At 66.7% G+C, this 14,067-nt stretch carries 13 protein-coding genes and 2 pseudogenes; 9 read left to right on the top strand and 6 right to left on the bottom strand.

All coding sequences use genetic code 11. The features are described from left to right. The first annotated feature begins 28 nt into the window (after positions 1-28). From WKW80_RS04460 to WKW80_RS04425, 8 genes are all read left to right on the top strand, one after another. Positions 29-826, top strand: a complete 798-nt coding sequence (locus tag WKW80_RS04460) for an SDR family oxidoreductase (protein ID WP_340362341.1) — start codon at positions 29-31, stop codon at positions 824-826. Between the two features lie 10 nt (positions 827-836). Then, the gene (locus tag WKW80_RS04455; RefSeq protein WP_340362340.1) at positions 837-1,271 is read left to right on the top strand and encodes a PaaI family thioesterase; all 435 of its coding nucleotides are present in this window, start codon (positions 837-839) and stop codon (positions 1,269-1,271) included. Positions 1,272-1,290: 19 nt separating this feature from the next. Further along, a complete protein-coding gene (locus tag WKW80_RS04450) occupies positions 1,291-2,307 on the top strand; it encodes an NADP-dependent oxidoreductase (RefSeq protein ID WP_340362339.1) in 1,017 nt (338 codons plus the stop codon). A gap of 13 nt (positions 2,308-2,320) precedes the next feature. After that, a complete protein-coding gene (locus WKW80_RS04445; RefSeq protein WP_340362338.1) occupies positions 2,321-3,259 on the top strand; it encodes a glutathione S-transferase family protein in 939 nt (312 codons plus the stop codon). A gap of 24 nt (positions 3,260-3,283) precedes the next feature. Further along, positions 3,284-5,092, top strand: coding sequence for an FAD-binding oxidoreductase (locus tag WKW80_RS04440; RefSeq protein WP_340362337.1), 1,809 nt, complete (start codon positions 3,284-3,286; stop codon positions 5,090-5,092). 109 nt (positions 5,093-5,201) lie between these two features. Then, positions 5,202-6,107 carry an SDR family oxidoreductase gene (locus WKW80_RS04435; RefSeq protein WP_340362336.1) on the top strand — a complete coding sequence of 302 codons (906 nt, stop codon included), beginning with the start codon at positions 5,202-5,204 and terminating at the stop codon, positions 6,105-6,107. A gap of 123 nt (positions 6,108-6,230) precedes the next feature. Beyond that, entirely contained in the window at positions 6,231-6,800 is a 570-nt protein-coding gene (locus tag WKW80_RS04430; RefSeq protein ID WP_340362335.1) for a methylated-DNA--[protein]-cysteine S-methyltransferase, read from the top strand. An 11-nt stretch (positions 6,801-6,811) separates the two neighbouring features. After that, a complete protein-coding gene (locus tag WKW80_RS04425) occupies positions 6,812-8,215 on the top strand; it encodes an amidase family protein (protein ID WP_340362334.1) in 1,404 nt (467 codons plus the stop codon). Positions 8,216-8,261: 46 nt separating this feature from the next. Here WKW80_RS04425 and WKW80_RS04420 read toward each other — a convergent pair whose 3' ends face one another. The 6 genes and pseudogenes from WKW80_RS04420 to WKW80_RS04395 all read right to left on the bottom strand — a co-directional run bounded on the left by WKW80_RS04420 (position 8,262) and on the right by WKW80_RS04395 (position 13,554). Continuing rightward, entirely contained in the window at positions 8,262-9,488 is a 1,227-nt protein-coding gene (locus tag WKW80_RS04420) for a serine hydrolase domain-containing protein (protein ID WP_340362333.1), read from the bottom strand. A gap of 121 nt (positions 9,489-9,609) precedes the next feature. Next, positions 9,610-11,394, bottom strand: a complete 1,785-nt coding sequence (locus WKW80_RS04415; protein ID WP_340362332.1) for a cytochrome c biogenesis protein DipZ — start codon at positions 11,392-11,394, stop codon at positions 9,610-9,612. A gap of 18 nt (positions 11,395-11,412) precedes the next feature. Continuing rightward, entirely contained in the window at positions 11,413-11,943 is a 531-nt protein-coding gene (msrB, locus tag WKW80_RS04410; RefSeq protein WP_340362331.1) for a peptide-methionine (R)-S-oxide reductase MsrB, read from the bottom strand. 211 nt (positions 11,944-12,154) lie between these two features. Next, the gene (locus WKW80_RS04405; RefSeq protein ID WP_340362330.1) at positions 12,155-12,937 is read right to left on the bottom strand and encodes an enoyl-CoA hydratase; all 783 of its coding nucleotides are present in this window, start codon (positions 12,935-12,937) and stop codon (positions 12,155-12,157) included. A 130-nt stretch (positions 12,938-13,067) separates the two neighbouring features. Further along, a pseudogene (locus tag WKW80_RS04400) lies at positions 13,068-13,280 on the bottom strand (thiolase family protein); the annotation flags it as partial. Beyond that, positions 13,273-13,554, bottom strand: a complete 282-nt coding sequence (locus tag WKW80_RS04395; protein WP_422822856.1) for a 3-hydroxyacyl-CoA dehydrogenase family protein — start codon at positions 13,552-13,554, stop codon at positions 13,273-13,275. The pseudogene WKW80_RS04400 and the gene WKW80_RS04395, both read right to left, overlap by 8 nt. A gap of 61 nt (positions 13,555-13,615) precedes the next feature. Here WKW80_RS04395 and WKW80_RS04390 point away from each other — a divergent pair. After that, a pseudogene (locus tag WKW80_RS04390) lies at positions 13,616-14,032 on the top strand (3-hydroxyacyl-CoA dehydrogenase family protein); the annotation flags it as partial. Between the last annotated feature and the right edge of the window lie 35 nt (positions 14,033-14,067).

Genomic DNA, 14,067 nt, shown 5'->3' with positions numbered 1-14,067 from the left:
TGACTGAACTTCCTTGGAGACACATCGCATGACCCCCCGCACCGTTCAAGAACTGTTCGACCTCACGGGCAAGACTGCCCTCATCACCGGTGGCTCGCGCGGCCTTGGCCTGCAGATGGCGCATGCCCTCGGCGAAGCCGGCGCAAAGATCATGCTGAGTTCGCGCAAGGCCGAAGACCTGGAGCAGGCCACGGCCGAATTGCAAGCGGCAGGTATTGACGCGCGCTGGATCGCGGCCGACTGCTCGAAGGAAGAAGACACGCGCCGCCTCGCCGATGAAACGCTGGAGCGCATGGGCGCGATCGACATCCTGGTCAACAACGCCGGCGCCAGCTGGGGCGCACCGGCCGAAGACCATCCGGTCGCGGCATGGGACAAGGTGATGAACCTCAACGTGCGCGGCTACTTCATCCTGGCGCAGCAAGTCGCCAACAAGTACATGATCCCGAAGAAGTCCGGCAAGATCATCAACATCGCGTCGATCGCGGGCCTGAACGGCAACCCGCCCGAGATGACCACGCTGGCCTACAACACGTCCAAGACAGCGGTGATCGGCTTCACGCACACGCTGGCCGCGGAGTGGGGCAAGTACGGCATCAACGTCAACGCGATCTGCCCAGGCTTCTTCATGACCAAGATGGCCACGGGCCTGATCCAGTCCATCGGCGAGGAAAAGATGGCCAAGGCCGCGCCGCTGCGCCGCCTCGGCGACGAGGAAGACCTGAAGGGCCTGACGCTGCTGTACGCGAGCGACGCGGGCAAGCACATCACCGGGCAGTGGATGGCCGTGGATGGCGGCGTGAGCGTCGTGCTGGGCGCCGCCTGAAAGAGATCACATGAGCCTTTCGTTTGGCGTTGCCATTCCATTTGTCGACCATCTCGGTTTCACGCTCGAGCGTTTCGAGAGCGGCGAGTCGGAGTTGCACTACGCGACGCAGCCTGAGCACACGAACAGCTTTGCCGTCACGCACGGCGGCGTCACCATGACCCTGCTCGACGTGGCGATGGCAACGGCCGCGCGCAGCGTGCAGAACGACATGGGCGTGGTCACCATCGAGATGAAGACCACGTTCATGCAGGCATCGCGCGGACCGCTGGTCGCCAAGGGGCGCCTGATGCACCGCACCGCCACCATGGCATTCACCGAAGCGGCGGTGTACGACGAGAAGGGACGCACCTGTTCACATGCCACGGGCACCTTCAAGTACGTCAAGCGCCTGCCGGTCGGCGGCAGCGAAGTGCATGCCCTGCAGCCGGTTTCAACCGACTAGACCTTCAAGGAGACTATCCATGCCCACCAACAAGCAGATCCATCTCGACAATCGCCCCGAAGGCGAGGCCACGGCCAGCAACTTCAAGCTCGTCACGAGCGAGACCCCGGCTGTGGCCGACAACCAGGTGCTGGTGCGCCATCACTACCTGAGCCTCGACCCGTACATGCGCGGGCGCATGAACGACTCGAAGAGCTACGCCGCCAGCCAGCCGGTGGGCCACGTTTTCCAAGGCGGCACGGTGGGTGAGGTGGTCGAGAGCAGGCACCCGAAATACAAGGCCGGAGACAAGGTCGTCGGCTTTGGCGGCTGGCAGGAATACAGCGTGGTCGATGCCTCGCAGCCCGGCTCGCTGAAGAAGGTCGACACCACGCACGTGCCGCTGTCGCACTACCTGGGCGCGGTCGGCATGCCTGGCGTCACGGCCTGGTATGGGCTGGTGAAGATCATCGCGCCCAAGGAGGGCGACACCGTCGTCATCACGGCCGCCAGTGGCGCGGTCGGCAGTGCGTTCGGCGCGCTGGCCAAGGCGCGCGGCTGCCGCGTGGTCGGCATCGCTGGCGGGCCCGACAAGTGCAAGTACGTGACCGATGAACTGGGCTTCGACGCCTGCATCGACTACCGCCAGCACCCCGACGTCAAGAGCATGAGCGCGGCGCTGAAGGACGCATGCCCGAAGGGCATCGACGGCTACTTCGAGAACGTCGGCGGCTACATCTTCGATGCGGTGCTGCTGCGCTGCAATGCCTTCGCGCGCGTCGCGTTGTGCGGGATGATCGCCGGCTACGACGGCGCGCCGCTGCCGCTGGCGAACCCGGCGCTCATCCTCATCAACCGCTTGAAGATCGAAGGCTTCATCGTGAGCGAGCACATGGAAGTCTGGCCGGAGGCGCTGGCCGAACTCGGGGCGCTGGTCGGCAGCGGCAAGCTGCGGCCGCGCGAATCGGTGGCGCAGGGCATTGAATCCGCGCCCGAGGCGTTCCTTGGCTTGCTCAAGGGCAAGAACTTCGGCAAGCAACTCGTCAAGCTGATCTGACCTGGAGAACGACATGGCCGACCTGATCCTGCATCACTACACCACTTCGCCGTTCTCGGAGAAGGTCCGGCTCATCCTCGGCGCGAAGAAACTGCCGTGGAAATCGGTCTTCATCCCGCCGATCATGCCGAAGCCTGATGTGGAGGTGTTGACGGGCGGCTACCGCAAGACGCCATTCCTGCAGATCGGCGCGGACATGTACTGCGACACCGCGCTGATCGCCGACGTGCTCGAACATCTTCAGCCGGAACCGACGCTGTACCCCGAACCGGAGAAGGGCCTGTCGCGCATCCTCGCGCAATGGGCCGACACCACGCTGTTCTGGGCCGCGATGGCCTGGAGCCTGCAGCCCAAGGGTGCTGCCGAAGTCTTCGCCAAGGCGCCGCCTGAAGCCGCCAAGGCCTTTGGCGAAGACCGCGGCAAGATGAGCGCGGGCAACATGACGCGCCTGCGTCCGGCCGACGCCACGAGTGCCTACAAGTCGTACCTGCGCCGCCTTTCGGACATGTTCGACGACAAGCCTTTCCTGCTCGGCGAAGTGCCTTGCATCGCCGACTTCTCGGCTTACCACCCGCTCTGGTACACGCGCCGCATCGACTCGGTGCGCGGCATCCTCGACCTGACGCCGGGCGTGGTCGACTGGATGGACCGCATGTACGCGATCGGCCACGGCGCGCCGGAAAATTTCACGTCCGAAGAGGCCATTGCCGTCGCCAAGGCCGCACTGCCGCACACGCTGCTGACCGACAGCACCTTCCAGGACGACCACGGCATTCCGCTCGGCTGCGCCGTGACGGTGCGCGCCGAGAGCTTCGGCCTCGAGGAAACGGCCGGCACGCTGGTAGCGGCGACTCGCACGCACTACACGCTGGAACGCAGCAGTGAACGCGTGGGAACCGTGCACGTGCACTTCCCGCGCATCGGCTATGTGCTGCGCAAGTCAGAAGGCTGACACGCCCGGGCAGAATCGGGCGCCATGACGCTTGATTCCCTGCACAGGCGGCACCTGCTGCAAATCGCCGGAAGCGCGTTGATCGCGCCGCTGCGAGTGTGGGGAGCATCGGGCGTATCCTCGCGCGTCCGGCCAGGCGAGCCGGGCTGGCCATCGGATGCGAGCTGGCAGCAACTCGGCCAACAGGTGGGCGGTGCGCTGAGCAAGGTCGAGTCGCCGCTCGCCGACTGCCTTGATGCGCCCACGGGCGCTTCATGTCTCCAGCTGTTGAAGTCGGTGAAGAATCCGTACTTCATCGGCGACAACGTCGCGCTCACGCAGCATCTCGGCTGGGTCGATGCGTGGACATCAAGGCCAAGCGTCTACGCCGTCGCGGCGCGCAACACCAGCGACGTCGTCGCAGCAGTCAACTTCGCACGGCAGAACAACTTGCGGCTGGTGGTCAAGGGTGGCGGCCACAGCTATCACGGCACCTCGAACGCTGCCGATTCCCTGCTGGTATGGACACGCAGGATGAACGCCATCCAGTTGCACGACAACTTCGTCGCCGCCGGATGTGCGGGGCAGGCTTCGCCACAGCGCGCTGTGACGGTGGAGGCGGGCGCGGTCTGGGCGCATGTCTACGATGCCGTCACGACGCAGGCAGGCGGCTACGTACAGGGAGGAGGGTGCACCACCGTCGGCGTTGCGGGGCTGGTGCAGAGCGGCGGCTTCGGCAGCTTCTCGAAGGCTTATGGCACGGCGTCCGGGAGCTTGCTGGAAGCCGAAGTCGTCACGGCCGACGGCGTGGTGCGCATCGCCAATGCCTGCACCCATCCGGACCTGTTCTGGGGGCTCAAGGGCGGTGGCGGAGGCAGCCTCGGCGTGGTCACTCGGCTGACCCTGCGCGTGCACGAATTGCCTGAGGATTTTGGCGCTGTGAACATGTCGATCAAGGCCACGTCGCCGCAGGCGTTTCGACGCCTGATCGGGCTGGTGGTCGACTTCTACGGCAGGCGCCTGATGAACCCGCATTGGGGCGAGCAGATCCGCATGCGCCCCGACAACATCCTGCGAATCATGATGGTGTTCCAGGGGCTCAACCGCGGGCAGGCGCAGATGGCATGGCAGCCGTTTCTGGAAGCGGTCGCCGCTGCGGCGGGGGACTTCGCATTCGAGTCGGCGCCCGTGATCGTGTCGACGTCGGCGCGGGAATTCTGGGCGGCGACGACGTTCAAGAAGGTGCTTGGTTTCATCAAGACCGACGATCGTCCGGGTGCACCGGGCAACAACGTGTTCTGGCCGGGCGACCAGGCGCAGGCGGGCGAGTTCGTGCATGGTTTCGACTCGGCCTGGCTGCCGGCTGCGCTGCTGCGCGACGATCGGCGCGAGGAGTTGTGCGATGCGTTGTTCTCGGCCTCGCGGCACTGGGGCATTTCGCTGCACGTCAACAAGGGCCTGGCGGGTGCACCTGCGCAGGCCGTAGGCAGGGCACGAGACACGGCGATGAACCCGAGCGCGCTCGATGCATTCGCCCTGGCCATCCTCGGTGCCGAGCAGCAACCGGCCTATCCCGGCGTTGCAGGCCACGAGCCCGACCTGGCGCGCGGCCGGCAGCGGGCGCAAGCCATCGCGCGTTCGGTAGCCGAATTGCGCAAGGTGGCGCCCGACGGCGGCGCCTACGTCTCGGAGAGCAACTACTTCGAGCCCGATTGGCAAAGCGCGTACTGGGGCACGAACTATCCGCGCCTGCAGGCCGTCAAGGCGAAATACGACCCGGAGGGCCTGTTCTACGTGCACAACGGCGTGGGCAGCGAGGGCTGGAGCGCCGACGGCTTCACGCGCAGGGCCTGAGCCGCGCGGGTGCTTTCGTCGCGTGAACGACAGGCTGCGGCGGCACAACGCGGTCCAATAGCCGGGCGACTTTCATTTCTCGAACCAGCGACATCACAGGACGGCATTCATGATTCAGGACTTCAAGGGCAAGACGGCAGTACTCACCGGCGCAGGCTCGGGCTTCGGGCTCGAATGCGCGCGCATCGGCGCCGCGCGCGGCATGAACCTCGTGCTGGTCGACGTTCAGCAGGATGCGCTCGATGCGGCCACGGCCGAGATGGAAGCGGCCGGCAGCCAGGTGCTCGCGCGCAAGGTCGACGTGTCCAATGCGGCGCAGATGGAACAACTGGCGTTGGACGTGAAGGCGCGTTTCGGCGCGCCGCATTTCGTCTTCAACAATGCCGGCGTGGGCGCGGGCGGCCTGGTGTGGGAGAACACCGTGGCCGACTGGGAATGGGTGCTCGGTGTCGACCTGTGGGGCGTGATCCATGGCGTGCGCCTGTTCACTCCCATGATGCTGGAGGCGGCCGCCAAGGACCCGGCATATCGCGGCCACATCACCAACACCGCCAGCATGGCCGGCCTCCTCACGCCGCCCAACATGGGCATCTACAACGCAGCCAAGGCGGCCGTCGTGAGCTTGACCGAAACGATGTACCAGGACCTGACGCTCGTCACCGACCAGATCGGCGCCAGCCTGTTATGCCCGTACTTCGTGCCGACCGGCATCACGAAGAGCGAGCGCAACCGCCCCAATGCGCCGAAGCAGGCGGAGCTCACCAAGAGCCAACTCATCGGCCAGGCCATGAGCGACAAGGCCGTGAGCAGCGGCAAGGTCACCGCGGCCGAGGTCGCGAACAAGGTGTTCGACGCCATCAGCGCCAACCAGTTCTACGTGTTCAGCCATCCGCGTGCGCTCGGCAATGTAAAGAGCCGCATGGAGAACATCGTGTCGATCACGAATCCGGCGGACCCGTTCCTGGAACGCCCGGAAATCGGCGTGGCGCTGCGCGCCCAATTGCGCGCACCTTGAGCCGAGTCGACGACGCGCCGTATGTATCGCGCCCGATGGGACCGGGCACGAACTCCACTCGGATTGGCGACAATCCAGGCTTTGCAAAAGCAATTCGGTCATGCCGGTCGGAGGCGCTGACTCATGGGAATGCCGCTCGTCGGGCTGAATGCAGGGCACCGTGGCTGCGCTCTTTTCGAGACCGCCATCGGGCCATGCTGCATTGCGTGGAACACGCAAGCCATCGTCGCCGTGCAACTGCCGGAAGCCAGCGCGGCCGCTACGCGGGCGCGGTTGATTCGAAGCACAGGCCCGCTGGACGATGCCGAACCGCCGCCGTTCGTGCAAGCGGCGATAGAGGGTGTGCAGTCGGTGATGCTGGGCGGCTCCCGCGACCTGCGCGAAGTGCCGCTCGACATGGCGGGCGTGCCCGATTTCCATCAGCGCGTGTACGCGATTGCCCGCCGCATCGTCCCCGGTAGCACGCGCACGTACGGCGACGTGGCGAAGGAACTGGGCGACATAGGCCTGGCCCGGGCGGTCGGCCAGGCGCTGGGCCGCAATCCGTTCGCGCCCATCGTCCCGTGCCACCGCGTGCTCGCGGCCAATGGCAGGCCGGGCGGCTTCTCCGGCGGCGGCGGCGTCCTGACAAAGCTGCGCATGCTGGCCATCGAAGGCACGTGGCCGGGCGGGACACCGTCGCTGTTCGAATAGGAGTCCTCGAAATGTCCGACATCTGGCGCTTGCCTGCCTCCCGGGTCGCCGACCTGATCCGGCAACGCAAGCTGTCGGCCACCGAAGCGGCGCAGGCCGCATTGGCGAGACTCGAGGCCGTCAACCCGAAGCTCAACGCCGTCGTCGACTACCGGCCCGACCAGGTGTTGCGGCGCGCGGGCGCGATCGATGCCGCACTGGCCCGCGGCGAAGAGCAGGGCGCGCTTGCTGGCGTTCCGGTCACCGTCAAGGTCAACATCGACCAGGCAGGCTTTGCAACCACCAACGGCGTCACGTTGCAGAATGATCTGATCGCGGCCGCCGACAGCCCCGTGGTGGACAACCTGCAGAAGGCCGGCGCCGTGATCGTCGGGCGCACCAACACACCGGCATTCAGCTACCGGTGGTTCACCAGCAACAAGTTGCATGGCGCCACGCTCAACCCGCGCAATGCCGCGCTGACGCCGGGTGGTTCGTCCGGCGGCGCGGCATCGTCGGTGGCGGCGGGCATCGGCCACATCGCGCATGGCACGGACATCGCGGGCTCGATCCGCTTTCCGGCCTATGCCTGTGGCGTGCACGGCTTGCGGCCCACGCTCGGCCGCATCGCGGCCTGGAACGCGGCGCTGCCGGAGCGCGCCATCGGCGGCCAGATCATGGCCGTGTCGGGACCGATCGCGCGCACGGTGCACGATCTTCGCCTTGGCCTGGCCTCGATGGCTGCGCCCGACGCGCGCGACCCGTGGTGGTGTCCGGCGCCGCTGGTCGGCCCCGACGCCCCGCGCACGGTGGCGCTGTGCCTGCGGCCGGACGGCCTCGATACGCAACCAGAAATCGTCACGGCCTTGCTCGACGCAGCCGAACGCCTGCGCGACGCGGGCTGGACGGTGGATGAGGTCGATGCGCTGCCACCCATTCAGGACGCCATCGAAAGCCAGGTCACGCTGTGGATGGGCGATGGCTATGACGCGATGGTGCGCGCTGCGGAACGCGAGGGTGACGCGGGCGCCATCACCGCGCTGGCGGGGAAGGCGGGCATCGCACGCGACATCACCGCCTCGGCGCTTTCGGCGGCGCTGGTCAAGCGCGCGACCATCACACGGCAGTGGCAGATGTTCCTGGAGCGCTACCCGGTGGTGCTGCTGCCGGTGTGTGCCGAATTGCCCTTCGTGGACAACCTCGACCTGCAAGGCCCCGCGGCCTATGCCCGCGTGTGGCAGGCGCAGTTGACGATGATCGGCCTGCCGCTCACAGGCCTGCCTGCGCTGACGGTATCGACCGGCATGGTCGGCAACAGCCCGGTCGGCGTGCAACTCGTGGCCGGGCGTTTTCGTGAAGACCTGTGCCTGGCGGCAGGCGAGGCCATCGAGGCGCGCGGCGTGCCGCCGATGCCTGTTGTCGATCTCGTCAATTGACCGGGGCAGGGTGGCTCTTGCGAATCGGAAATTTCGCGCTGCCCTCTCATCGCGACGGGTCGGCAACCGGCACGGTTGCGGCAGCCTCGTCATCGATGGCTTTCTGCACCGCCCGGTAGAAGGCCTCTCGCGCCTCGCCAGCGGTACGGTCGATCGCACCGGCGGCCCAGTTGGCGTTGGATGCGATCACGAGCTTGCGCTTCGGGTCGATGAAGATGCCCTGGCCGAAGATGCCGCGCGCAGCGAAGGTGCCGTCGGCGTAGGTCCACCACTGGTACCCGTAGCCGCGGTCCGGCTGGCCGATGCTCGTCTGGCCGCTCGTCGCTGCGGCCAGCCAGCCTTCCGGCACGATGCTCTGCCCGTTGACCCGGGCGCCGTCGAGGATGAAGAGGCCGAAGCGAGCGAAGTCCCGTGTCGCGGCCTGGATGCAACAGCCGCTGATCTCCTGTCCTGTCTTGCTGAGGATCCAGGTGGCTTGCTGTTCCATGCCAGCGGGGGCCCAGATCTTTTCCGACAGGTATGCCGAGAGGGGCTTCTTCGTCGCCTGGCTGACGAGGATGCCGACGAGGTTGGTCTCCCCCGTGCTGTAGTGCCAGCGCGTGCCGGGCGGCACTTCGCGCGGCAGGCGGCGGAGATAACTCACGAGCGCATCGACGCCTTCCTCGGGTTTGTAGTTGTTGAACTGCGCCACGTCCGAATTCGGATCGGCGTAATCCTCGTTCCATCGGACGCCCGAGGTCATCGTCAGGAGCTGGCGGATGCTGACGTCGTCGTAGGCCGAGCCTTTCATCTGGGGGATGTAGTCGCTGACCTTGTCTTCCATGCCGTGGATATGGCCGTCGCGGATCGCGGCGCCCACCAGGGTGGAGGTGATGGACTTGGCCACTGAAAAGCTCGTCCAGCGCCCGCTGCTGTCGAAGCCCAGGCCGTAGCGCTCCAGGCGAACCTTTCCGCCATGCACGATCAGCAGTGCCGCACTTCGTTGGCCAGCCATGTAGGCATCGATGTCCACCGGCAGCTTCAGCGGTGGCCCCGGCGGCAGTGGCATCGGCGCGTGGCCCGCTTCCACGACGCGCGACTTGGCCAGGATGGGCAGGCGGTCCAGCGCACGAAATGCCGCATCGCGCTGTGGCTGGCTCCAGAACAGGAGATCCCTGTTGGTTGGCAGCGTCGCCAGCAGTGCGCGCGTGTCCTTGTCGAGGGTGAACCATCCGACGCCACCGATGCCTACAAGGGCAACCAGCAAGCCGAGAGCGATCTTCAGGACCTTCATCGGGGGACTCCGCAGCGACAGTGAGGATGGATCGAATTGGACACGATTCGACCATTGTGGCGACGTAAGCCTCAAAACAACGATCCACGCACGCTGCGTGCTCGTCCGGATCACGCAGAAGTCAGCCGAACGTGAACGCGAACGCCTCGGCGCCCGGGTCGAGAAACTCGATGTCGAAGCGGCGATCCGTCACGCTGCCCTGTTGCCGCACGAGTTGGTAGAGGCGCTGCTCGAGGACGGCACCATTGCCCTGTGCATCGATGTCCACGCCGTGGTCGGCGCCTGGCGGCTTGCCATCGATCAGCACCCTGAACCGCACGGGCTTGCCGTCCTTGCCCGGCCCCAGCACCAGGTGCAGGTCGCGCGCATGGAACTGGTAGCTGATGCGGCCGCCGCCCTGGTCGAGCACGGCGCTTTGCCCGCCGACGTTCCAGTCACCCGCGAGTGTCCACTGGCCGGACTTCAGTTCGGGCCGCGTCGCATAGGCATGGGCCTTGTCGCGCACCAGGCCGGAAGATGCGAAGTTCTCCGCACGCTCATAGCCGATGTAGGTTTCGGGTGACTTGACGTCGGCATTGTCGGGTGCGGCCTGCGCACCGCTGGCGTCCACCTTCACGAAGCCGCCGGACATCTCGCCCTTTCCGGCCTCGGCCAGCAATTGCTGGATCACCCTTTCGGACTCGACGTATTCGCCTTCTCCGAAATGGTGATGGCGAATGTTGCCCTTCGCGTCGATGAAGTAGTGGGCCGGCCAGTACTCGTTGTTGAAGGCGCGCCAGATCGCATAGTCGTTGTCGATCGCAACGGGATAGTCGACCTTGAGATCCTTGACGGCCTTCCTGACGTTGTCGACGTTCTTCTCGAACGCGAATTCCGGCGCATGCACGCCGATGACGATCAGGCCCTTGTCCTTGTACTTGTCGGACCAGGCGCGTACGTAGGGCAGGGCGCGCAGGCAGTTGATGCAGGAGTAGGTCCAGAAGTCGACCAGCACCACCTTGCCGCGCAGTTGCTCCGCAGTCAGCGGCGCCGAGTTGAGCCATTGCACCGCGCCCGCCAGCGACGGCATGGCGCCTTCCACCGGGAGCCCACCCGCGGCGACGCTCATCATGACGGTCGAGCCGGGGCCGCGACTGACGACGACGTCGGATGGCTCGGGCACTGTCCTCGGCGCAGGCCGGATCTTGTCGACGAGCGCCTGTTCGACCTTGGAAGTACTGGCCAGCGACACCTGCGCCAGCACGCCGGTGTCCAGCCCCAGCGCGATCGCCGCCACGCCGCACAGCAAGGCCGCGCCGATGCCGCGACGGATCCATTCGCCCGCGCCCAGCGAGCGCTTCATCGCCTTGAAAAGGCGACCGCCGATCAGCAGGGCCCCGGCCAGAGACGTTGCCGCACCGGCCGCATAGGCGAGCAGCAGCAGCGATGTCTGCACACTGGCGCCGTTGAGCGCCGCACCGGTCAGAAGGAGGCCCAGGATGGGCCCCGCGCATGGCGCCCACAGCAGGCCCGTGGCAACGCCCAGAAGCAGCGAAGGCACGATCGACGGCACGCCGCTTTCCGATGCGCCGCGGGACGCCGAGGCAGACAGCCTGGATCCCCATTCGACCAGCGGCCGCGTGGCGTGCTCGGCCAGTTGCGGGAGCAGCAGCATCAGCCCGAACACCGCCATCAGCACGATCGCCACCCAGCGGCCGTACTGGTTGGCCTGCACCGCCCAGCCGCCCCCGACCGCGGCCAGCGAGGCCACAACCGCAAATGTCAGTGCCATGCCCAGCAGAAGCGGCAGGCCGCTCTTCAGGAACGGCTGGTCGCCCCGCGCGAACACGAAGGGCAGCACCGGAAGAATGCAGGGGCTGAGGATCGTCAGCACACCGCCCAGGTAGGCGACGAGAAAAAGAACCATGGGAACCGCCTGCCGGCGTCAGGCCGGGGTCGGAGTGAACTTGAGTGCGATGCCATTCATGCAGTAGCGCAGTCCGGTTGGCTTCGGGCCGTCGTCGAAGACATGGCCCAGGTGGCTTCCGCAGCGACGGCAATGCACCTCCGTGCGCACCATGCCGAGCGACCTGTCTTCCGTCTGCGCGACAGCGTTGGGCAATGGCTGCCAGAAGCTCGGCCAGCCGGTGCCGCTGTCGAACTTCGTCTTCGACGAAAACGCATCGAGGTTGCAGCCGGCACACGCGAACGTGCCCTCGCGGTGCTCATTGTTCAGCGGACTGGAGAACGGGCGCTCGGTGCCTTCCTTGCGCAACACCGCGTACTGGTTTGGCGTGAGCAGCTTGCGCCACTCCTCGTCGGTATGGGTCACCTCGAACTTGGCGGATTCGGCGGCCAGTGCGGGGCGGGGGCTCCAGCCAAGGGCATTGGCAATGGCGAGGCCGAGCGTGGATGTTCCGGCGACAAGAGCGAAGCGTCTTCCAGAGGTGGCGAAGCGTCTTCCAGAGGTGGTCATGGCAGGTCCTTCAACGATTGGGGGTGGCGATGTCCATTGGCGGCTCCAATATGTCCACGTCGATACATCGAAGCATGCTGGTTCTCGCAATGGAGTCCATTCCTGCCTGATAGTTCGAATGGAATCGCCCGTTGGTTACAGCCGTTTGAATCGGTGCGCGACGTAGCCCTCGCGCGCCGATGGTGGATCGCGACGATGACCCGGCCCGACGTCAGTGCGAGGCGGTCTTGCGCTTCGCGAACAGCGCCATGAAGTGCTGGGGCTCGCCGGTGGCGAATGCCTGGGCGAATTCGCCGACGCCGTTCAGGATGGCGGCTTCCAGCGGCTCCTGCTGCCATTGGCGCAGCAGCCGCTTTTGCTGGCGCAGCACCGCCGCGCCGTAGCCGGCGAACTGCTGGGCGTGACGCGCCACGGCGGCGTCCAGCGCCTCGGGCGCCACCACCTCGTCTACCAGGCCCCAGGCCAGCGCCTGCGCGGCGGCGATGTTGTCGCCGGTCAGCAGCAGCCAGTTGGCGCGGGCCTGGCCGATCAGGCGCGGCAGCAGGGCGGCGTGGATGATGGACGGGATGCCCACCTTCACTTCCGGCATGCCGAAGTGCGCCTTGTCCGAGGCGATGCGCATGTCGCATGCGGCGGCCAGTTCGAGTCCGCCGCCCAGCGACCAGCCTGGGATGCGGGCGATGACCGGCACGGGGCACAAGCGCACCGCGTCGCACAACTGGCGCAGGCCGTCGATGAAGGCGCGGGCGCTGTGCACGTCGAGTGCGCCCATTTCCTTGATGTCGGCGCCGGCAACGAAGGCCTTGTCGCCCGTGCCGCGCAAGACCACGGTGCGCGCGTCCGGGTGGTCGGCCAACTGGCGAAACGCCTGCGTCAGGTCGGCGATGACGGGCGTGCCCAGGATGTTGAGCGAGCCCGCGTCGCGGATCGTGACGGTGACGATGCCTTGCGCGTCGATCGCGACCTCGGCGTGGGGGAATGAGGTGAGGGCCATGGCAGGTGCTCCAGCAGATTGATCAGGAAAAGATTTCGAACAGGCCGGCCGCGCCCATGCCGCCGCCCACGCACATGGTGACCACGGCGTACCTGGCGCAGCGGCGCCGGCCTTCCAGCAGCACATGGCCGGCCAGGCGCGCAACGTTGCGGCCGGTGGTGCCTTCGGGGTAGGCGCAACCCATCACGACGTCTTCGATCAGGCCCGGGTCCACGCCCGCGCGCTGCACCGCCGCGCGCACCGCAAGCGCGGCCAGCGTCGGGCCTTCGGTGAGGTTGAATTCGCCCCGGTGCGCCTTGGTCAGCGCGGTGCGGGCAGTGGAGACGATGAGGGCTTCACGCATGAGCGTTTCCTAGGTTCAGGCTGTTGAAATTGGCGCCACGCGCCACGAGATCGATGAGCAGGGAGGCCGGTTTCCAGAACAGTGGGTCCTGCTGCTCGTAGGCGCGGATGTCGGCCAGCACCTGGTGCAGGCCCACGGTATCGGCGTATTGCATGGGGCCGCCGCGCCAGCGCGGGAAGCCGTAGCCGTGCACCATGGCCACATCGATGTCCAGGGGCCGCAGCGCGATGCCGTCGCCCAGCACCTTGGCGGCTTCGTTGACGAGCGCGGCCATGTAGAAGTGCACGATGTCCTCTTCGCTGAAGCTGCGCGGCTGAATGCCGCGCGCGGCCCGTTCGGCATTCGTGGTAGCCACCGCTTTCGCGCTGGCCGACACGCTGCGCAAGGTGCCGGTGCGCGCGGGCGTGTGCGACGGCTTCATCGGCAACCGCATCCTCTACGTCTACCGCGAGGCCGCGAGCTTCCTGCTGGAAGACGGCGCCTCGCCCTATCAGATCGACCGCGCGCTGGAGAACTTCGGCTACGCCATGGGTCCCTACCGCACGGCGGATCTCACAGGCGGCGACATCAGCTGGGCCGCGCGCACGCGCAAGGCGGCCTTGCGCGACCCGCGGGCGCGCTACGTGCGCGTGGCCGACCTGCTCTGCGAGCGTGGCTGGTTCGGCCAGAAGACCGGCCGGGGCAACTACCAATACCCTGAGGGCACGCGCAGCGGACAGCCCGACCCCGAGGTGCTCGCGCTGATCGATCGTCCGCCACGCGCCTGGGCACCACGATTTCCAACAGT

Origin of the sequence: Variovorax humicola (genome assembly GCF_037889915.1) — a bacterium.
GTDB classification, from domain to species: Bacteria; Pseudomonadota; Gammaproteobacteria; order Burkholderiales; family Burkholderiaceae_C; genus Variovorax; species Variovorax humicola.
The sequence above is the reverse complement of the archived record's forward strand: the minus strand, read 5'-3'. Positions and strand labels throughout refer to the sequence as shown.